Raw genomic sequence first — 22,392 nt, forward strand, 5'->3', positions numbered from 1 at the left:
GCCTCTTTGCATTTTATTTGCTGTTATTTAAGTAACCTTAAACTTGTATTTAAGATCGATGAAGTATCACCACTAAAAAAATAACTAGTCTCATAGAATAAAGTGATTTATATGCTGTTCATAACATATAAATCACTTACATAAACTTTAGAATACAAGATAAATCTTTAAAAAACCGTAACCATAAAAAGAAGAGAGTATTTGCTTAAATTATTCAACAATAGTAAAAATATTAGCAATAATTAGAAGTCACACTAAGCATTTCAATAGGTCTTATACCAAGTACTTTAACTAGACCTCCACCCCTGATAACAAGCATAATTGTCAGCTACATTTCTGTAGTACCATTAACTGCAGTTCTCATCACAACTTCCTTCCTGCAGATTCACATTAATCATAATATAAGCGACCGTTAAAAGTAATTGCAAATTATATACTTAAGTTGATTATTTATTGTAAGCATCGCAACTGGGCCGTCCTTGTTGCATATGTTGTTATTCCAATAACTAAATTATTAGATTCTCTACCGCATCTGTATACCACAGCATATTATTTCCAATTGTAGCTACAACTGTAGCAGGTATTACAATTAAGACCATTAAAAGAAATGAAAAAAATATATCTAATAAAACGATAAAACCACTAAAAGAAGAGAATTCAAGCCTTCTTTACAAGTAAAATCAGAGCGCTTACTAGATACGGCAAGTTAAATAAAGTTAGCTAATATAAAAGGCAAGCAGATCATAGCTGCTAATTTATCAAAGTAATCGCGCCATGGCAGTGCTTATATTTTTTGCCCGAGTTACAAGGACATTTATCGTTTCTTGAGACTTTTGGCAAATTGCTTCTTTTAATAAAATGTAACCTCTTACTCACTTCTTGGTTATCTGCTAACTTGAAGTAAGCTAGACGATGAACAGTGATCTCCTTCCATTTTTCAAGCATCGACTCAAACATCAAAAAAGCTTCACGTTTAAATTCATTCAGTGGATCTTTCTGCCCCATGGCACGTAAATTTATGCTTTGTCTTAACCTCTCTAAAATTGAAAGGTGTTCCCTCCATAAATGATCAAGTGTCATGACCATCACTTGCTTCACTACCTTGTTCCATAAATCTGTAGCGTGTTGACTATTGAAATACTCTTCTTTCTCAGCAAAAAACTTCTGTATCTCATCATTTACATAATCCAATGCTTCTTGTTTATTCAAAAATTCTGCTAATACTTCTTTATTAAGTGTTATTCCATACCTTGTATAGAACTCTTTAACAAGATCTTCAACATAATCCTCATAATAACCACTTTGCACCACACCTTCTATTATCGCCTTATTTACTTCACTATATACTTCAAATAAACCATTGATTTCATTCCCTAAGATGTGATTTCTCTGCTCAAAAATAACTTTACGTTGATTATTAATCACGTCATCAAATTTAAGCAGAGATTTTCGCACATCATAGTTTCGAGCTTCAACTTTTTTCTGTGCCTTCTCAAGCGCCTTATTAAGCCATGGATGATGAATAGCTTCATTATCCTTTAGCCCTACCCTTTGTAAAAAGTTTCTCATTCTATCAGAGCCAAATATTCTCATTAAATCATCTTCAAGTGATAAAAAGAACTTAGAAAGTCCAGGATCACCTTGACGACCAGAACGACCACGTAATTGATCATCTATTCTCCTACTTTCATGTCTCTCAGTTCCAATAACACATAAACCACCAGCTTTTATAGCAATTTCCCTATCTCTTTTTACTCTTTCAACTATTTCTTGATATTTTTTTTCTCTTTCATCAGTATTTTTTATCTTCTTCAGCTCCACTTTTGCTATCATTTCAGCATTTCTGCCAAGCTGAATATCAGTTCCACGTCCTGCCATATTAGTTGCTATAGTAATACTACCTGGTGCTCCAGCTTGTGCTATTATGTACGCCTCTTGTTCATGATAACGAGCGTTCAGCACTGAATGCTTAAGAGAGTGGCTTCGCAAAAGCGCAGAAAGCTTCTCAGAATTCTCAATACTCACTGTGCCAACAAGGATTGGTTGAAGACGTTTGTGGCATTCTTCTACAAATTTTAATACAGCATTAAACTTTTCTTTTTCTGTACCATAAATTTCATCATCAATATCTATTCTCTTTACAGGCACATTAGTTGGAATTTTCACTACATTTAGCTTATATATATCACGGAACTCTTCTGCTTCTGTTGCTGCTGTTCCAGTCATACCAGAGAGCTTATTATACATACGAAAATAATTCTGAAATGTGACTGATGCTAAAGTTTGGTTCTCATGTTGAATCTCAAGATTCTCCTTCGCTTCAAGTGCCTGGTGAAGACCATCAGAATATCTTCTACTTTCTATGATGCGTCCAGTAAACTCATCGACAATTACTACCTTGCCGTCCTTTATTATATAATCTTTATCAACAGTAAACAGCTTATGCGCACGTAATGCTTGATCTACATAATGAGTCATTACCATATTGTTGGTATCATACAACGAAGAATCCTCAGAAATGAGATTATATGACCTAAGTAGCTCTTCCACACGTGAAATACCATCTTCAGTAAGGAACACCGCCCTACCCTTCTTATCTACCTCATAATCAGAATCAATTAATTTAATAACTATTTTATTTATGAGTTTATATATCTGATTATTTTCCTCAATTGGACCAGAAATAATAAGCGGAGTCCGCGCTTCATCAATCAATATGGAATCTACTTCATCTACTATCGCATAATTGAAACCTCTCTGAACCATATCTTCTTGAGAAAATTTCATATTATCTCGAAGGTAATCAAAAGCAAGTTCATTGTTTGTTGAATATACAATATCTGCACTATAAGCTTCTTTCCTCTCTGCATCTGTCAAATCATTTGTAATAAACGCAACAGAAACCCCAAGAGAATTATATAATTTTCTCATCCATTCTGCATCACGTTTTGCAAGGTAGTCGTTAACAGTTACAACATGTACACCTTTTCCCTCTAAAGAATTAAGGTATGCAGCTAAAGTTGCAACAAGCGTCTTTCCCTCTCCTGTTTTCATTTCTGATATCATGCCATTATGAAGGACCATTCCACCAATTAGCTGAACATCAAAGTGTCTCATGTTAAGAAACCTACGAGAGGCTTCACGTACAACTGCAAAAGCAGGTATGAGAAGGCTATTTAATGTTTTCCCATTCTTTAATTCCTGTTTAAACTCCTCAGTTTTACTAGCAAGCTCCTCATCAGATAGGCTCTGCATTTTCGGCTCTAATGCATTTATTTGTTGAACAATTTTTCCAAAAGACTTTATTATCCTCCTATTTGTCATTCCCTTTACAAAAAGGAGCAACAATATAAAAGTGAAAAACATAAGAATAGCTGTTAAAATTACAGCAAAATCTGACATAAACTTAATTAACGCCCATTAAATATGAGATTATATTACCAAACACAACCTACAGCAATGACATATTCGATTTAGAGAATCTTTACTTACATATTAAGGCAGTGAATAAAATAACTTACTGATCCTTTGCTTGGAAAGCTTTTCATCAATATATAAAGAATATGTTACATTATTTTAGATATTTAATAATCTTTAATTTTTATATAAAATGAAGTTTTTAGTAGAATGTAAATAGAAAATGAACAGTTTTAAAAAACTTAACAATTCTATATTTAAAGAAGAGAATCAGCTGACCAACAGATAATTAAGGTCATAAACTTTAAGTAAAATTATTAATACTATATCTACCCCTCATAAACTAAGCAGTAAAATTGATTTTTGGTTAGCATTAACCATGAAAGGCTTTGAAGTTTTTGATGATTATTTCTTTTGAAGATAAAAAGACAAGAAAACAAATCAAAAACTATCTCAGTTTAAGCTAAGTACTACAATACACGTTGTGCCTCAAAAATACTATACTTTTAAAGATTTGTTTATTAATGGAAATAATAGAAAGCTACAAAAAAAGAAGATTTTAGGTTACACAAATACTTTTTGGATCCTACCTTTAAAATCAAGCAAAACCTAAATGCAAGAACAGGGGTACTATACTCGTCATTTATACTAATGTCAATGTGAATTTTTAAAAAGGCACAGAAAAGCAAAGTAGTATAGTGATACTATAGAAGCATCCTGGAAGAGTTAAAGTTAATAAATGAACATTTAAAATATTTATGAAGATCAAAAAGAAACATGCTATAAGATAAAAAATCATACTGAGCTAAAAATACTTCAGTTGTAGTAGTGATGGTGAAATAGAAAATTCTCTTACTTAGATTAAGGTTTGTAGTTAATCAACCTAATCACTCAAAATTAGATATTATTATTCAAGAAGAAGCATGAAACACAGACAAAATATCAAATAAAACAAGACATTGACACAGTTTTTGATTTTGCGCGCGAGAAAGTAGAGAGTAATGGGAAGAATGTAAGAGGCAAAGTTTTCTTACTTAACGAGAAAAGATGATTATTTTAAGAAAATTATAAACTATTTTCATAGTCTCAAATCTAAAGAAAATCTAGATGAATTTTAGCAAACCTTTATCTGAAACTAGAATTTTATTGATAGAAAAATACTACTAGATAAAATAGAAAAATACCTGGATGCTGCTGATACAGCAACATTAGTTATTCTCACAGATTAAGCAGAAACCGGATAAAACACAATTAGCATTAGAATCTTGTTTAGAGTAAATTCTAAGAATATAAAGGAATAATTTGACTTGATACAAAAGATAGAAATAAATGCATTATTCAATGAGTACATCAAATTAGGGTGTAAACCAAGCATTATTTATGGTTATGAAGAAAACGTCTTTGAAGAAGATCATGTTAAGTGTGTTAAAAGTTAGCTAGAATAGCCTCAATGTACCAGTGGTTACTGACATGCTATAATTTTCCCCTAATTACAAAAATACAGTAGGCTTACTTCCTACAAAAAAGACATTATTAACTTCCCGTTATAAATTTAGCTGGACAAACCCATAGAACACTAATTCTAGTGATGCTTTTAAACCTTAAGAGTCAAGTAGCCATATTCTTTAAATACTAGAAATAAAAGGAGAAAGACTAGACACAATTCAAGTAGATGCATTAGCAAAGATATTAAGTTATTACCTTTAACTTTAGCCTAAGCAAATGCCCACAAAGAAAACGCATATAAATATTTCAGACTATTTGAAAATTATAATGATAGAAAACAAACTTTATCGTCTGATAAAACATCGTTTAAAACATTCCATTCAGGTCTAATAGAGAGAATGCGGTAATAGTGTATAAAAAGCATACAGTAGAAAACAACAAAAAAAGATCCTTATATTTACTGATAGTCAACTGATTTACTGCTCGTACTTATTTAAGTAACAACTCTATCTCTCAGGTTTGACTAAAAATCTCCACTGATAATCAAAAAAATAACTCTTCTTCAGAAACTTTCTATAAAGAATAAGGAATACTAATAAGCTATTCTATATTAACTATCAAAAAAGATTATAGCATGTTTAGTACGCATACTTAGTTCAGAAGATAACAAGACTAAAGTCAGAGAAGCGGAAAAACAAAAAAGAAACAAAAACTGTCTTTCAAAAAAAAGTTTCCCTTATATCCCTTATAATAGGGATAAATTGAAGATTGTGCTAAGAAATAACAACTATTATCATCATGTTTAGATGTATTCCTATTTAAATATAGATAATTAACCAAAAGACAATTTTCTAGAAAAGAAAAAAGAGAGAAGAATTATCTTAAAAATTTACTAACATGAATTGATGATAGATACTCTGATTTAAGCAATCCTAAAAAGCAAAAGGAGTTGCTTGAATTAGCTCCTTAGTAGATGATGAGAAACATTACGATCTTGATCATTTCTAAATTGCTATTACACTGAAAAGCCTTGATATATATATATATATATATATTAATTAGGGTTTTTAAGTAACCATCAGAAAGCAAAAACGTCATTTAAACAGGCCTTGACAATTAAAGAAAAACACTATGAACCTCAATCATTTTGAAGTTGCTAAGTTACTCGCAAATTTCAGTACCGTTTACGGTGCTCTGGATAATTTTCAAAAACCAAAAGAATTGTTCAAACAGTCCTTACCTATTCTTAAAAAGATCATATACCTGATAGCCCAAAAGTTGTTAAATTATTGGTGAACTAGACGATATTTAGGTTTTTAGCAACATTGAATCAATAATAACTTACTTGAATCACACTCCCAAAATTAATCTGTTTGGATCTTCTATATAATTTTTTATTTTAACAAGGAAAGTTACTGCTCCTTTGCCATCAACTATTTTGTGATCGTAAGAAAGGGCAATGTACATTATAGGCCTAATTTCAATTGAGTTACCCACAACAACTGGCCTGTTTTGTATTGAATGCATCCCAAGTATACCAGACTGTGGAGGATTTATTATCGGAGTAGAAAAAAGTGAACCATATATCCCACCGTTTGAAATGGTAAATGTTGCACCTTCCATTTCTGACACCTGTAACTTACCTTCGCGGGCTCTTTTACCAAGGGCAGCTAAAGTTAACTCAATTTCCGCAAATGATATCTGATCAGCACTCCGAATAACTGGCACAACAAGACCCTTATCAGTGCCAACAGCAACACCTATGTCATAATAATGTTTATATATAATTTCATCGCCTAAAATTTCAGCGTTAATTTCAGGAATTTCTTTCAGAGCTTGCACCGCAGCCTTTATAAAAAAGGACATGAAACCAAGCTTTATTCCATATTTCTTTTCGAAAATTTCTTTATATTTTGCTCTTAGATTCATTACGCTTTGCATGTCAATCTCATTAAATGTAGTCAGTGTTGCAGCAGTGTTTTGTGAAGCCTTCAAACGAGCAGCAATTACTTGCCTTATCTTACTCATTTTTATTCGCTTTTCTCTTCTCTCTCCACTCATTACACTTTCTGGCAGTTTATATATTGCAGGCTGTTCAGTTTTGCTTATATGGGCTACATCTGCTTTCGTTATTCTGCCTCCCATCCCAGTTCCTTTGACACTTTTTGCACTGATTGCATTCTCTTCCATAATTTTACGAGCTGATGGAGCGTCTCTTATAACAGGGATTTCACTTTTATCTTCTTGCACCTCCCTTATAGAAAGCCTTGCTAATAATTGACCTGGACTTATTATATCATTTTCTTTTACAAGAAATTCAGTTATTTCCCCTGAAGCTTCTGCAGTTAATTCAAGTGCTGCTTTGTCAGTTTCAACTTCAAAGATTAAGTCATCTACTTTTACTGCTTCACCAATATTTCTTTTTATTTTGACTATACCTTCCGTAACTGATTCACCACCAAGAATCTCTGGCGCCCTGATTTCTATAATTTTACCCATAAAACAACCTTCCATAACAACTTGCTATAACTTTATACATGAAAAGAAACGTATAATAAACTAACAAATTTATTTAGGATTAAAAAGAAGCCTATTACAACTTGCTTTTTACTAGTCTAATTTACGCATACTAATCTCCTATCAAGATTACTTTCAAAAGACAAAAGATTACTTACAGCTTTTAAACGAATTCCTTCACTTGAAATTAATAATTCCATACTCTTCGCTAACATTAAACATTGTATTTTATACGCTTTCCTAAGTAATAGTGTAAAACATCACTTCTTGTATAGCCCAGCTACACGTTACAGATCCATGATCATACACTAAAACACCACAAAATTTTCTTTCAAATCAACTATTAATCTTCTCTCTTTCACATTATCAAACACTGAAAAACTATTATCATGATAAGATGTTTAATCATATAAAATCCAGTGTCCACATACCTATGGAAGCAATTTATCCATCTTTAAGGAAAAAACTACCACAATAGAAGGCTCATACAGGTGAAAAATTACTCTGAATATCCCCTCTTGCTTGATAAATAAAATCGTGGATTATATAACTAGCTTTTTACCTACCAATATTCTTTATCTTCAACCACACTCCCATCAAATAACATTTAACATCAATAAATTTTCATTCACCTCACTAAAACATATACCAAATGGATAAATGTAGAATGACCCTTGATCTTCAGAACACACTAACAGATGAGTGTATGTACAATCACCCATTTTAAGGTAAAACAGAAAATCTTAATAAGTATAAACTACTTCCCTTTTTACCTTGCTCTTTGCTAATAACATAACTCCTAGTTAAATCTCCTGAAAGCTTATATCAAGAAAAGAAGCTCATAGTAAACTAACCTCCAGTTTAAAGTCAAGAGTAAATCAGGGAAAGAAGAGTTGTCAATTCTTAGTAAAAAAGTAGCTGTTATATAGTAGCCTACAAAGATCACGCAAATTTATATTTTCAAATTACATAATATCATCGCAAAAATAACCTTACTATATAATATTTTAAACGTTTTAAAGCTTAAGCTTGATGTTATTATGAATATAAATTTTAAAATTATAAAATATAATAAACATTAACACAAAGAAACAAACAACAGAAATTTTCATACAGAATCAGGTAGAATTACAAAATCCGCTTCTATATTATTGCCTTTTTAGAAAGTAGGTAAGCTTTCTACAGCAATAAAATTATCTAATATAATAGATGCACTGATTATAAACATCAACTTCTCGAATAACACTCAAGTTCATTCTATATATGATAATATCTTCGAACACAACCAAATCCATGAAGAAGCACAAGACAGAATATATAATATTGGACAAATTATGCTTCAGACAATAGAAGCTTATCCAATTCATCAAAAAATTATATATTTATTGACAAATTGATGGAAGATAGTAAATACAACACAAAAATACATAACTCAGTAATAGAACTTAACAAAAGAATGAATACAAGAATTCTTCCTATAGTGCTCAAATGTGAGCTATATATATACTACAAAAGGGCATTAAATTAAAAAGACAGAGGAAAAATAGGAAAGCAACCAATATAAGTAGCGTTATAAAAAAATTTAGAACTCATAATTTATTTATACCATCACCTAATGTCATAGAGATAGAGAATTCAAACATGAGTATAAGGGAAGTAGTTGAGAAAATAACATATCAGGTGCACAGACTTAGCCAAATTGATAGAGTTTACATAAAAGGTTAACTTACAATAGGCTCATATATCTAGGCTCATTTTAATAGAGAGCTTTAACTTCACCTAGCTTCTGTTTATTTTCCAGCCTATAATGGGCTAATAGTCCTGCATGGCTAGCATTTAATACAGGTAAACTACAATCCATATATGTAGTGCAGTTATTGTTTATCATCCCAGTATCTAGACACTGGGATTTAGCAATGTTACGTACTACAGTTGGGTATGATAATGGTAATAAATTGAAACTAAATAATTGTGTATAAAATCCTTGAGCATTTTTAATTATAGCCCTAATATTTTTTTTACTATTTGTACGAAGCAATGATATTGCGTATGCCTGAACTTCTAGTGTACTAACTCCATACAATGGCTTATCTGTAACAAGATTTATGCCTTTTGCAGCTGATATACCAACTCTAATTCCAGTAAAACTCCCAGGTCCAACTACTACCACTAAATGGTCTATTTCATTATAAGTATAGTTATGCCTACTGAACAGAGCATCTAAAACTTGAAAAAACGACTCTACGTGATTATTGCTGGTGGAATTGTGTTCTACTAAACACTTACCACCATGATCGATTATCGCTATTGAGCTACTAGAACCTACAGTATCAATTGCTAAAATGGACATTATTTAAGTTTACTATAGAGCTTTACAAATATTACAGTAAAGGCACCATTCATCTATAACTATAACATTCACTAAAATTATTATCAAATCAAACGCTACATATAATGCAGTAATTAACAAGAGCATTTCCTGAGAAAACTTAGGATTCTCCTCAAGAAATAGATAACATTACTATAATTCCTCCTGCTGAACCGCAACGATAGCAAACTTAAATAAAAATAGAAAAGGAAAGTCACATAGTCTATTATATAACGCACAACCAGAAGTAATTATAATCAATTATATTATAATAAAAGAAAGCAACCCACCCACAGGTAAAAGCTAGTAGTTATCGACACAATAAATAATACTATATCAAATTGCTTCACGTTTTTTACTCTCTGGCAAGAGCAAGCGGCAAGATTGTATTACCAAACAGTACTCATTGCAGTAATAAATGCTCTAAGCATCATATTGCCTATACTAGTTACTTAACTTGGGATTTTGAATGAAGTTGCCGCTCCACACAAGAGAAAAATATAGAAGTAAACAAATGTTATATATAATAACAAAAATTACTGAGTAATCTTTTGAAGATTACAAGATAAAACCTGGTCATGCTGCCTTTTAAAGTAAGACCGAGTATAAATACCTGAATAACTGAAGTCAAAAACACTTTCAAATAAACTAAATCAAATCTGATATTTCGTATGAAAGTTTTTCACTTATCCTCAATAGAAATACAAATATCACTATGCTGTATATAAATCCATAAACAAGAACATAAAAGTTAGAAAGCAGTACGGGTAGCTTAAACGACCATGAAGAGTAATTGTTTTTATATATTATATTTTATATAAAATAAGTGTTTTGTAGATAAAACGCCTAATCAAGTAGGCGATTAAACTTGAAGCTAGATTCAACATGAAAATCGTTATAATAAGCAACAATATAAATCTTATAGCTTATTACTAAGATTGTTAGCACTGCTAATATTAACGTAAAGACAATAAAAGGCATCATAAACAGCAAAATTCCTTTGATGCTTAAATTTAACAAGCACAAAAGGGTTTTCACTTCTACTAGAACTAAATAACCAAAAAACATAACTAAAATAATATCAGCAAGTAATGTTAACAATTACAACATTTCTTAATATAGCAATATTATTAAGGAGATAATGGGTAAACCAGCCATTAAGTAAAACAAAACTACCTGAACCACTATATATACTTATTAAAAACTTAACTTTAATCAATCAAAACCATGTAATCAGAGTTAGTTTTGAACTTTTTAATGGTTCCTTCAGAATTAAATTTTACTATATCGAATAGCATGAAGTGCTTATAAAAAGAGAGTTTTCAAGGCTTAGAGTATATAATGTTAGTTTGTTCGTACAACACCTTAACCACTATTAAAACATGTCAAGCTTAACCTGTGAGAACCAGAGCAGTAAGTAATACCTGCATTTGTGTAATGTGTGTTGTTTACTTCATGATCATACTTTTCCCCAAATTTACTACCACTACCATATAAAAAAAATGCAATCAAGATCAAACAACTCTAATTTCAAGCTAAAATTTCAGTGTAGTAGTTGATTACAGCATTTACACCCTTTAGGAGTTTCACTTGCACAATCAGTTAGATTTTTCCTCATAAATTTACTAGTTAAGCAGCAGTAAAATTTATATCATCTGATAGACTATTTTTACAGGAAAGATTAGCAGCAACTAGATCGCTATGTTGTAAGTCATTTTCTCTTGTACATAATTAAGTCTCAGTTGAAAAGCTATTAAATCACAGGAGATATATAGCTTATTATCTGTTGCTTTAACTTTAATTTAAGTCTATTATAACCATAATAAATATTGGGTTTAATCTAAAAGATCATGTTTTTATCATACCTAACACTATTATTCTTCTTTTCATCATCACGTAAATTTGCATAGTTTATCCGGCAACCACTTACTCTACAAGCAGCTGTATAATTTTTTGAAGTATTGGTTAGTATACTCTAGCTAATTAAGCTTTCTTACCATATTCAATCAACCCAAGTTCCAGACTTTTAATGATAAATACTATTCTTCATGTCTAATTTTCCTATGTCTAACATTTTTAGGTTTACAACATTAAAACCCATTTGAGTATTTGAATAAACTTGCTGTAAATAAAGAAAGAGAAGTACAAATAACTCGAAATCTTATCTTTAGGCTGAATATTAAAAGAATCCTTGTTAAAAGGATCACTAAATCTCAAATCTATTTTTTTATCTAGTCCACATAAAATATTCCCTTGTCCAGAATTACTCTAGCATTAATACCATTTTGTGAAAACAATACCAAAAGCAGTACAGCTAAGCAATAACTCAACTTTACAGATAAACTTAAGTCTTTATATAAAAACATAAGTTTAAGCTCAACATAGATAAAAAACAACTTCCAGAAGGCTACTTTGGCTAAATGTTAAGCTTTACTGCCAGTTTCTAAGCCATATTTTCCTAAACAACTCCTTACATCATCAGCTACTTTTGCACTTAAAACACTGATTAATGTCTTATCAAGTAGACTCTCGTTTTTATGTTTCGGTAAATCTCTTGCACCTTAATTGAATCCTAAAATTGATAAAGTTTTTTTTCTTTATCTTGACGAATAGATATCATTAAATCATCTTTCTTTTTTACAGTTATAAAATCTTCCACACTTTATACTCTATACAGCAAATTTATAAGCATAATGGAATTATAGCTAAATGTTAAACCACGGCACTTATTATGTGAGAAACATAAACTACAAACCTGCTACTATCTTTTGATAGAAATAGAGCCTTTCAAGCTTTTCCATTTACTCAATTTACCTGACATTTTATCAACAGCCAAAGTAACTGATGTGCTAATTAATGTAGCAACCCAAATAAAAGCAGTATAAATATAATTAAAAATTATATTAACAAATTTAGCTATTCTTGCAACTATGATCTTCTGCTTTGCCTGGTACACTTCCCAAGTAGCGTATCAACAAGCTCGAATAACCCAAGTAATAGTTGTTTGTTATCAACTAATCTCTTTACTATTAAATATAACAAATATACAAATATTGAAATATAAAGATTGTAGAACTATAAAAGTGGTGCACTATAATCAATTCTACTATAAGATACATAATAGGCATACTTTTCATCACTTTTAAAACTGTGCAAACACTAAAAGCAAATTTCACTTTAGACCACGACACTATCAATACAGTGGATAAATTTATAGGAATAGTTTTATATAATCTTGCTATTATTTTTTCTACAGAGAAATATTTCTATATTTAGCATTTTTCTAAAATTCTTATAAATCTCTGACATTTTCATTTTCAATGAATATACAATTATTGTTGCATCATTTAAAATGTATTAATTACATGTTGTACAAAAGCATATATTACGATACTATCGTAGGAGGTTAAGAATAAAGAGGTTAGTATGAGTTTTACTTTACCTGAGTTACCATATGATAAAACAGCTTTAGAGCCCTACATATCTGCAAAGACCTTGAATTTTCACTACGATAAGCACCATAGAGGATATTTAAATAAGCTCAATGAGCTAGTTGAAAATACGGACATGAAAATTGAAGAATTAATAACGAAAGTCCATGGCAATAGTAACAAAATTTCTATATTTAACAATGCAGCACAAGTTTGGAACCACACTTTCTATTGGAACTCAATGAAAAAAAATGGCGGCAGCAAGCCTAAAGATGACAGTCTTCTCGCAAAAAAAATTCAAGATGATATTGGTGGCTTTGATAGATTTTATGAAGAATTTTTAAGTTATGGAGTAAGCCAGTTTGGTAGTGGGTGGGTGTGGCTAGTGCTTGAAAAAGGAAAACTCAAAATCACCAAAACTCCAAATTCTGACCTGCCATTAATCTATAATCAAGTGCCACTGCTTACTATGGATGTCTGGGAACATGCATACTACTTAGATTGCCAAAACCGCAAAATTGACTATATAAAAGCTTTTCTTAATCATTTGATTAACTGGGACTTTGCAGAAGAAAACTTGAAAAAGAACATATAAAATGAATGCACCACAGGTAACAAGATTAGATAATGGTTTGCGCATAATAACTGAGCAAGTATATAATGTTGATCCCATAGCTTTTAATATACGAGTTGACGTTGGGAGTAGAGCTGAAAGCGCAAATCAAAATGGCATATCCCACTTTCTAGAACACATGGCTTTCAAAGGAACAAAGACCAGAACTGCATTTGAAATTGCAAAAGCTTTTGACGACATAGGCGGAGTTTTCAATGCTAGTACTGGTAGAGAAAGCACTAATTACTATGCAAAGATTCTTAAAAAAGATATAAAAACTGGCATTAATATATTAATAGATATATTAATGAATTCCACGTTTCCAGAAGACGAATTGAAACGTGAAAAGAGTGTTGTAATACAAGAGATTTTTCAGACTAACGATTCACCAAGTGATATTATTTTTGACAGATATTTTGAGGTAGCTTATAAAAATCAACCATTTGGTAGACCAATCTTAGGTACACAAGATACTGTAAAGTCTTTTAGTCGAGAAGATCTAAATAACTATATAAATGAGCATTACTTTAACAGAAATATACTATTTGCTGCTGCAGGAAATATTGAACATGAGGAAGTTGCTCAGTCAATTAAAGATTTTCTCTCAAAAACTCACCTAAAAGACCTGAAGAAAAGACAAAATGCAAGCTACACTGGTGGTGAATATTTAGAGTATCGTAAATTAGATCAGGTATACTTGATAATAGGTTTCCCCAGCGTTTCCTATCATGATGATAGGTATCACACATTTCAAATACTTGATTCCATACTAGGAAGCGGGATGTCATCACGCTTATTCCAGGAAGTAAGAGAAAAACAGGGATTAGCTTACTCAGTTTATTCTTTTAATTCTAGCTATACTGACACAGGAATGCTTTCCATTTTTGCTGGTACAGACAGCAGCAATTTAAGCAAATTTTTAAAATCTATAACGATGGAGTTGAAAAAATTGTCTACAAGTGATCTAAAGGAAGAAGAAGTAAACAGAGCAAAAGAGCGAGTAAAATCACAAATTTTGATGTCACGTGAGAGCGTTAGCTCTCGTGTTGAAGCGTTGGGCCACTACTATAGCACCTTTAATAAGTATATCAGTAAAAATGAACTAATAGAAAAAATTAGCGTAGTTACCACTACTGATGTAAAAGAAGCAGCAAAGGAGTTATTATCTCAACATGAGAAAACCACTTTAGCCGCAATTGGAGAAATTAAGTCATTGCCAAGCTATGATAAAGTAGTCTCTATGCTTAGAACTTAGACATCAAAATATAGATACAGATGCTGCCTCCTTCCTGTTATGGTTACTTTTAAAACACAATACTCATATAATTTCATGTCATACTACAATAATTGTACAAGTATTGATCAAAGCAGTAAGCAAATAATTTTAATTGAAAAATAGTTTTTTTACTATATAAATGCTAATTTAAGGCAATCAAGTTAAGTAGTCAAAGTGGAAAATAATAAATATAGCTTAAGTTTAAGGATTATCCATTGGTTAATGGCTGCTTTCATTATCAGCATGCTTTGCCCTATGTTCTATATAAAAAGCTTACCAGTTAACAATAAAATTAAATCCAGTATATATACTATTCATAAAGCTTGCGGAATTACTGTCCTTAAATTGGTTGTAATACGAGCGTTTTTTCGCGCCTTTAGTTATGTTCCACCACTTTCAGCAAATCTTTCTCGATTTGAAGCCAATGTAAGCAAAGTGGTACATTTTGTTTTATATTTTCTAATGGTACTGATGCCATTATCTGGTTATGTTATGTCCTCTGCTTCTGGCATAGAGATCAAATACTTTTTCCATATCCCTTTATTAATTAGTAAAAATAAAGAGCTAACTAATGTAGCAAACAAGCTACATTCAATATTTGCATACCTTATGTTATTTTTTATAACATTACATATAATTGGTGCTTTAAAGCACACATTCGTAGATAAACAAAATATTTTTAAACGCATTATATAGCTTATTATGTTAAGCAGCCTCTGGAAAAAAGGAGCGAATTTCCTTGGTAGTGATTTTGCAATAATGGGTGGTGCCATGAGCTGGGTTTCAGAAAGAAGCCTGGTTTCAGCAATCTCAAATGCCGGTGGTTTTGGTGTAATTGCATGCGGTGCGATGTCTCCTGATTTACTGAAAAAAGAAATCATGGAGACACAAAAACTAACTAACAAGCCATTTGGTGTAAATCTAATTACTATGCACCCAAATTTGAATAAGTTGATAGATATATGCATTGAAACAAAAGTAAGTCACATAGTTCTTGCCGGTGGATTGCCAATGAAGGCTAGTATAGAAAAAATCAAGAATATGGGCATAAAGGTAATATGCTTTGCGTCATCATTAAACCTTGCAAAGAGGTTAGTAAAAATGGGAGTAGATGCGTTAATAATAGAAGGAATGGAAGCAGGTGGGCATATAGGCCCTGTTAGTACTTCCGTTCTCGTACAAGAAATATTGCCTCATTTTAAAAATAAGCAAACACCAGTATTTGTTGCAGGTGGGATAGGGAGAGGAGAAATGATAGTTAATTATCTAGAAATAGGAGCAAGTGGTTGCCAAATAGGTACATTGTTTGTCTGCACGAATGAATCAATTGCTCATAAAAATTTTAAGGAAGTGTTTATAAAATCAGCTGCACGTAATGCAGTATCTTCTGTACAGATAAGTGCCGATTTTCCTGTAATTCCAGTAAGAGCTATAGCCAACAAAGCAAGTGACGATTTTATGAAACATCAAAAAGAAATTATCGATAAATATCAAAAGGGACAGATTTCAAAAGAGGATGGGCAACTTGAGATAGAAAAATTCTGGTCTGGAGCTCTAAGAAGAGCAGTGATTGAAGGAGATGTTGAAACGGGATCTTTAATGGCCGGTCAAAGTGTTGGCATGGTTGATAGAGAAAAGCCTGTAAAAGAAGTAGTGAATATGTTAATTCAACAAGCAGATAGTTATATTGAAAGCAAATCTGCGGAAGCAGAAAACCCAGCAATTAGGAAAGCAAATAGTTAACCAATAGATTCAGATTTTTTCTAGCTATAAAAATAGAACTAAAAATTACCTGACAAATTCTACCAGCTTTCTCATCACAAGAATGAAGGTATTTAGTTATCTTTAATTTGTGCGGATCAAAATAACAAAAATATTACGTAGTTTGGTATTTTATACTTAATGCTTAATTTTTTACATTATATATACCTTATGTCTCTACAAAAATTTCTAGTTTTTACCTATATAAGCCAAAATGTGTTCATATAGCCTTTAAGACATCATAGAATCCAATCTGCAAGATTAGAGGATACTATCTATCACAAAGTTACTTTTACCTTTTTTATTTGGTAAATTTCTTGCATATTAAAGCAATTTATGCATAAACACTTATTTTTACAATCAATGGTGTTATTCCAATGTGTGATACCTGAACCTATATTTTTCTCCTTTTAAATCCCAGTGCTTGACACTGGGATTACAGATGATCATAGTAATCCATTACAATCTAAAGAAAAAAAGAATAAAAAAGTATAGCTCTTTCATTGAGTAAAACCTCATACAAACAAAAACAATAGTAAAAGTACATTACCTGAAAAATAACTGAATAATAAAAATCTTTACATTATTCTTGCAGAAGTCGTATTCTTTCAGTAAGAATAGCACATTGTTACAAGAGAAATAACATTGGGGTTGATAAAAGCAGGGTTATTTGTTTTATGACTGCAGTGTTTGCTATAACAGCATCCGGATTGCATTTAAGCTTTCTATCAAACAAGTTAATATCTATTAATGTGAATCATCATGTTAATATCAACACATCAATAAATAATGATAAAAACCAAATATATATTACACTTGCAGTAAACAAGTAAATACAGTTCTTGCTCGTTGATGTGGAAGTTGCTATAATTAAAAGATATTTAAGAAATATTTAGCTGATGCATATTCAATTGAACAGAGTTTTAGTTTTCATAGCCTTGCTGAGCTTCAGTTTCGCATCATACTCTAGCAAAGCAAGTTTAGCAAGTACTGAATTAAAGGATATACAAGAAATAATAAAAAACTTTATTTTTTCATTCTCAGTTAAAGATATTATAGAGAATATGAGTCCTTCAACAATTATAGGGTTATGTATAATTGCAGTGATATTTGCAATAGTGTTCAGGGGCTTAATCTTTTTCATAATAATGTTTGTTGGCATGTTGGTTATGATGCTTGGTAGCATAGAAAAAGCAACGGATTACCTGAAAGAGAAATTTAACTTCTCAAAAAGTACAAGCTTACAATCCGATAGCAAAAAAGACAAAGATTATTAAGTATCACTTGCAGCATTTTAGTTACCTTTTATTTATTAAATGTACACGATGTTATATGCAACCAAAAATACTAACAATTAATCCTAAGCTTGGTGGAAAAAATAAATTAAATTTAGCATTATTAAAAAGTATTGATTTAGATTTTATCCCCTACTCCTGCCATTATAATGAAGAAACCATATTAACAAAACAGGGAGAATTATTAAAAATAATCAAGTTAGAAGACTATTTCTCTGCTGAGAACTATAGTGACCTTAGAACTGAAATTAGAAAAAGTATATCAAAAAATATCAATAGCCTATATTTTACCGTTTGGGTTCATACTGTTAGAAAGCGTAACAAATTCCGCTTAAAATGGAATAAAACTGGAGACTTTTCTGATAAATTACATTCAACTTGGTTTAATAAACTCACTGACAGCAAATTACATTATATAAATGAGCTATATATTGTACTAGTGTTTAGCAATTTCGGTAAGTATATTAATAGTTCGTTTTTTCTCAGTAGAATAAAGAATGAGCATAAGCTGTCATTAAGAGAAAATCATCACGAATTAAGGAAGGTAACTGATTTAATTCAAAGTGATTTAAAACCTTTCGGGGCCAAGAAGCTTGGTCTTAGGTTTAGTGAGGGTAGAGTATATTCTGAAATGACAGAATTTCTCCATTACATCGTTACGTTAACACACAAAGATTATCCAATACGTGAAATAGATCTGTCGCAACACATTAAAGATTTAAAGGTAGCTTTTGGCTTTAATACATTTCAAACAACATTTGAAAATCAACAAAAGTTTGGCTCTATCTTTTGCATAAAAGAATATCGGGAAATTCCATTAGAGAATATAGACAGGTGTTTACAGCTTGACTCTGAGTTTATTATTACAGAAATAATAATATTTACTAGTAACAATAAAGCAGTTAAAGAATTTAAAAATCAAATTGATATGCTGCAAATCAGTGAGGACAATACTCTACTTCAAAATTCAGGAATAAAGGAAATAATAGAACTTGGACAAACTTCTGCTATTAACTTTTGTCAACAAAAAATTATTTTTGCAATCTTTGCAGATAATAGAAATAGATTAATTGAAAATATTAGCAGCCTATCCTCCGTAATGTCGTCAATTGGTTTGATGATGTTTAGAACTGATTTACATATGGAAAATCATTTTTGGGCACAACTTCCGTGCAATTTTACTTTTATTACGCAACCAAAAAGTATACTAGCAAAATACGCTTGCAGCTTTGCTATGCTACATGACTTTACATCAGGTACATTAAAAGGAGGAAGATGGAAAGAAGCAGTGACGATCTTTTTTTCAAAAAAAGGAAGCCCTTATTTTTTTAATTTTCATGGGAAGAAAAACAATGGTCACACTACAATACTTGGAGCTCCAAATTCTGGCAGAACTTCATTAATTAATTTCTTACTATCTGAGTCAAGAAAATTTAATCCTAAAATTATTATACTGGATAACACTGGAAAATCAATAATCTTTACTAAAGCAGTGAGTGGTAAATATTACATAATTGACCCAAAATATAAAGATAAAAGCCTAAAATTTAACCCATTAAATATTGAAAATAGCGCTTCCAATCGCAATATGCTGATTAAGTTAATCAAAAAGATGATAGATGATACAAGCTTAGTAAACATAGAAGAAAAGATAAAAAAAATTGTAGATTCTATATTTACTGTACCAAGAGAATTGCGTTCTATTTCTAAAATTTCTGAGATGCTTTTACCCCTCGGGGGTAAAATAAGTAAATGGTGTGGTGATGGTGAGTTTGCTTACTTACTTCAAGGTGGTGAATCCGATATCGATTGGAAAACAAAAACTATATCTCTCAATACTGCAAACCTCACAAAACGAAAGGAATGTATGTCCGTGATACTTTACTATTTTTTATACTCTTTCGAAGCAAAATGTGATGGCTCACCTGTAATACTTGTTTTAGATGAAGCATGGGAAATAAGCAATATTTTTTCCACAGAGAAAGAGTTTGATAACTGGATGCAAAGAATGACAAAATTAAATGTCGTGGTAATTTCAAGTACTGAAAACCTAAATTTAGCATTTACTAGCAAATTTACTCAATACTTAGATAAGCATGTCGATACAAGAATTTTGATGCCAAATATCAATGCAAATAGATTATACATGAAAGCATTTTCTTTATCGAAAGAGGAACTGAATACAATTTTGCAAACTCCAACACAGGAAGGTTTATTCTTAATAAAGCAACATAAAGGGTTAATAACTTTAAATTTAAACTTGAAGAATATACAAGAAATGTACGTCCTCTCAGCTAATAAAAAGACTATAAAGTATATGTATGAAGCGATAAAGGAAAAAGGCGACAAAGTTAATAAATGGTTACCGGTGTTTTATGAAAAGTGTAAGATTTAATTTTTCATTCATGCTTCTCTGATATTTAGTCTTTCGTATCAAGGGTATGCTGATTGTCCACCTTTTGTAAAGAGCAATACTTGGTTTGAAGGAATGCTTGCTAGTAATTAGGTAAAAGAAATTAAGATAATAGCAATAAAAGATCAAGGAGTAAATGGCTACTTTAATCCTAAAATTAGAGTATGTGCTTATAACGGAAAAAGTTACTGTTATGACTTACAAAGCGGAGAATCCTACTGCAAATATATGGAACACAAAGTATAGGAGCCAGAGTGTCAGCAGCAGCTTTTATCGATTGGGAAGGAGATAAGACATCCGTTAGAACAAAAATTGGGAAAGGCCTTGAATGGGAATGGCAGATGGTGTGATTGACAGTAACATATCTGATGAAGAAAAAGAGAGACTTGCCAAACTTCCCAAATATGTGCTTGTAGTCAAAAAGGTGCTCGTAAATCTGGATTTACGAAATTTTGGGATTTTAGCATTATAGATTATAGTAACCTTTGTGACACTTGTTATCAAACAAAAGTGAGATGTACTCCCGTGCCACTTGCTCCTAGTCCGCCTCTATTTTGCAAACAACTTACGATCCCACCTCCTAAGGTGAAAATTGTTCCTATAACGAATGAAAATAATGATTACTTTGAACCTAAGGTTAAGGTAATAGTCAGTGATCTAACAATAGAAGATGGAAAAATTGAAAAAGAGTTAGATTTTTCTAGAAAGTACAAAAAAGATAATAATGATAAGCTTCCTACTACAGATGAAATTAAGAAACATTTTATTTTAAATAAAGATTAAAGATAGCACTACATACTACTTTATAACATATAGAAAAAAGGTAAGCTCTGCGCTGAATACTATGGAACTCAAGGCATAAATGAAAAAAATCCGCAGTTCGTCCATTGTTTTCCAGCACCACCAGCCCCGGAACCTGAGGTAGTAGAGATAGTACAAAGTAACATGCAAGGAAAACAGAGTAATACGTTAAAGATAAGAATGAAGATGAACAGAAAAAATTGCATAAGTCAAGTAAATAAAAAATATAAAAATGGTTCCTGTACTTTCGATGTTAATACTAATTCTACTACAAACATTAGCCCTCTGTCTTTAACAGTAATAAAGACAGCAATAGTAGCGAAAACAACTAATAATAAAAGTAATGTTGACAATATTATAAAAGGTATATTAGAAAATAATATGCAACAATTTAAAGTTCTGAAAGAATATGGTTATGTTCCTGATACTAAAGAAGAATGTGAAGAGTTTAATACAGAAGGTAAGTGCAAATTAGATAACTTAGGGCATCCAAAAGTAAAAGTAAAGTACAAAAAAATACCAAAAGCAAAATACTCTGTCTTTCTGGCTAGAAGCCAGAACCAGAGGAATATGCACTTCAAAGAGAAAGTGAGATAATACCATTAAAGCTAATGGAGACAAAATATATTAAATACGATGCTGTTTATTCAAAAAAATCAAATCAGTTCTATTATCTTCCAAGCAAAGAAAAAGAAACAGTCAACCTTCTACAAAAACCTCAAGAAGAGTTGGATAGAATATATATTTAACAGGCAAGGGTATATTTTCTTTCTTGATAAAAATAAGCAAAAGAAGGTAGAATGCAGCTACTATATAAATCAAAATAATAAGATAGATGAAGCATTTGCATCTGGTAAAAGGCTGAAAGTAGTATACAAACTAATAGATGGAAAGCATGAAGAAAAAATTGTAACCAGGATAATTATGGCTGCATCTGCGTTAATGGAACATGTACTCGTTCAACACAATACTTGAATAAAAAGGATAATAATCCATTTTACTTGAAGTATGAGGAAGTGGAATGCAAAGACAAGAGCACCAAGAAACATAGAAG

General features: G+C 31.2%; 12 protein-coding genes. 9 read left to right on the top strand and 3 right to left on the bottom strand.

Features of this window, described 5'->3' with window-relative positions; all coding sequences use genetic code 11:
• Window positions 1-750: 750 nt before the first annotated feature.
• The 3 genes from secA to tsaB form a co-directional block, all read right to left on the bottom strand.
• The gene (gene secA / locus WOO_RS00865; RefSeq protein WP_232500397.1) at window positions 751-3,366 is read right to left on the bottom strand and encodes a preprotein translocase subunit SecA; all 2,616 of its coding nucleotides are present in this window, start codon (window positions 3,364-3,366) and stop codon (window positions 751-753) included.
• Window positions 3,367-6,213: 2,847 nt separating this feature from the next.
• The gene (gene odhB / locus WOO_RS00870) at window positions 6,214-7,362 is read right to left on the bottom strand and encodes a 2-oxoglutarate dehydrogenase complex dihydrolipoyllysine-residue succinyltransferase (protein WP_014868821.1); all 1,149 of its coding nucleotides are present in this window, start codon (window positions 7,360-7,362) and stop codon (window positions 6,214-6,216) included.
• Window positions 7,363-9,136: 1,774 nt separating this feature from the next.
• Window positions 9,137-9,730 (bottom strand): tRNA (adenosine(37)-N6)-threonylcarbamoyltransferase complex dimerization subunit type 1 TsaB, encoded by a 594-nt coding sequence (gene tsaB / locus WOO_RS00875; protein ID WP_014868822.1) that lies wholly within the window; start codon window positions 9,728-9,730, stop codon window positions 9,137-9,139.
• Between the two features lie 3,444 nt (window positions 9,731-13,174).
• On the opposite strand from tsaB, the gene WOO_RS00895 reads away from it, so the two are divergent.
• The 9 genes from WOO_RS00895 to WOO_RS04120 all read left to right on the top strand — a co-directional run bounded on the left by WOO_RS00895 (window position 13,175) and on the right by WOO_RS04120 (window position 22,313).
• A complete protein-coding gene (locus WOO_RS00895) occupies window positions 13,175-13,774 on the top strand; it encodes a superoxide dismutase (protein ID WP_014868823.1) in 600 nt (199 codons plus the stop codon).
• Between the two features lies 1 nt (window position 13,775).
• Window positions 13,776-15,047, top strand: coding sequence for a M16 family metallopeptidase (locus WOO_RS00900; protein WP_014868824.1), 1,272 nt, complete (start codon window positions 13,776-13,778; stop codon window positions 15,045-15,047).
• A gap of 195 nt (window positions 15,048-15,242) precedes the next feature.
• Window positions 15,243-15,764, top strand: a complete 522-nt coding sequence (locus WOO_RS00905; protein ID WP_044135385.1) for a cytochrome b — start codon at window positions 15,243-15,245, stop codon at window positions 15,762-15,764.
• A gap of 6 nt (window positions 15,765-15,770) precedes the next feature.
• The gene (locus tag WOO_RS00910; RefSeq protein ID WP_014868826.1) at window positions 15,771-16,811 is read left to right on the top strand and encodes an NAD(P)H-dependent flavin oxidoreductase; all 1,041 of its coding nucleotides are present in this window, start codon (window positions 15,771-15,773) and stop codon (window positions 16,809-16,811) included.
• 917 nt (window positions 16,812-17,728) lie between these two features.
• Window positions 17,729-18,106, top strand: coding sequence for a hypothetical protein (locus WOO_RS00915; RefSeq protein ID WP_014868828.1), 378 nt, complete (start codon window positions 17,729-17,731; stop codon window positions 18,104-18,106).
• A gap of 55 nt (window positions 18,107-18,161) precedes the next feature.
• Window positions 18,162-20,519 carry a VirB4 family type IV secretion/conjugal transfer ATPase gene (locus WOO_RS00920; RefSeq protein ID WP_014868829.1) on the top strand — a complete coding sequence of 786 codons (2,358 nt, stop codon included), beginning with the start codon at window positions 18,162-18,164 and terminating at the stop codon, window positions 20,517-20,519.
• 543 nt (window positions 20,520-21,062) lie between these two features.
• Window positions 21,063-21,320 carry a hypothetical protein gene (locus tag WOO_RS04110; RefSeq protein WP_232500382.1) on the top strand — a complete coding sequence of 86 codons (258 nt, stop codon included), beginning with the start codon at window positions 21,063-21,065 and terminating at the stop codon, window positions 21,318-21,320.
• Window positions 21,321-21,524: 204 nt separating this feature from the next.
• Window positions 21,525-21,935 carry a hypothetical protein gene (locus tag WOO_RS04115; RefSeq protein WP_232500383.1) on the top strand — a complete coding sequence of 137 codons (411 nt, stop codon included), beginning with the start codon at window positions 21,525-21,527 and terminating at the stop codon, window positions 21,933-21,935.
• A 39-nt stretch (window positions 21,936-21,974) separates the two neighbouring features.
• Complete coding sequence (locus WOO_RS04120; protein ID WP_232500384.1) at window positions 21,975-22,313, top strand: hypothetical protein; 339 nt, start codon at window positions 21,975-21,977, stop codon at window positions 22,311-22,313.
• Window positions 22,314-22,392: the final 79 nt, after the last annotated feature.

Origin of the sequence: Wolbachia endosymbiont of Onchocerca ochengi, from assembly GCF_000306885.1 — a bacterium.
GTDB lineage: Bacteria > Pseudomonadota > Alphaproteobacteria > Rickettsiales > Anaplasmataceae > Wolbachia.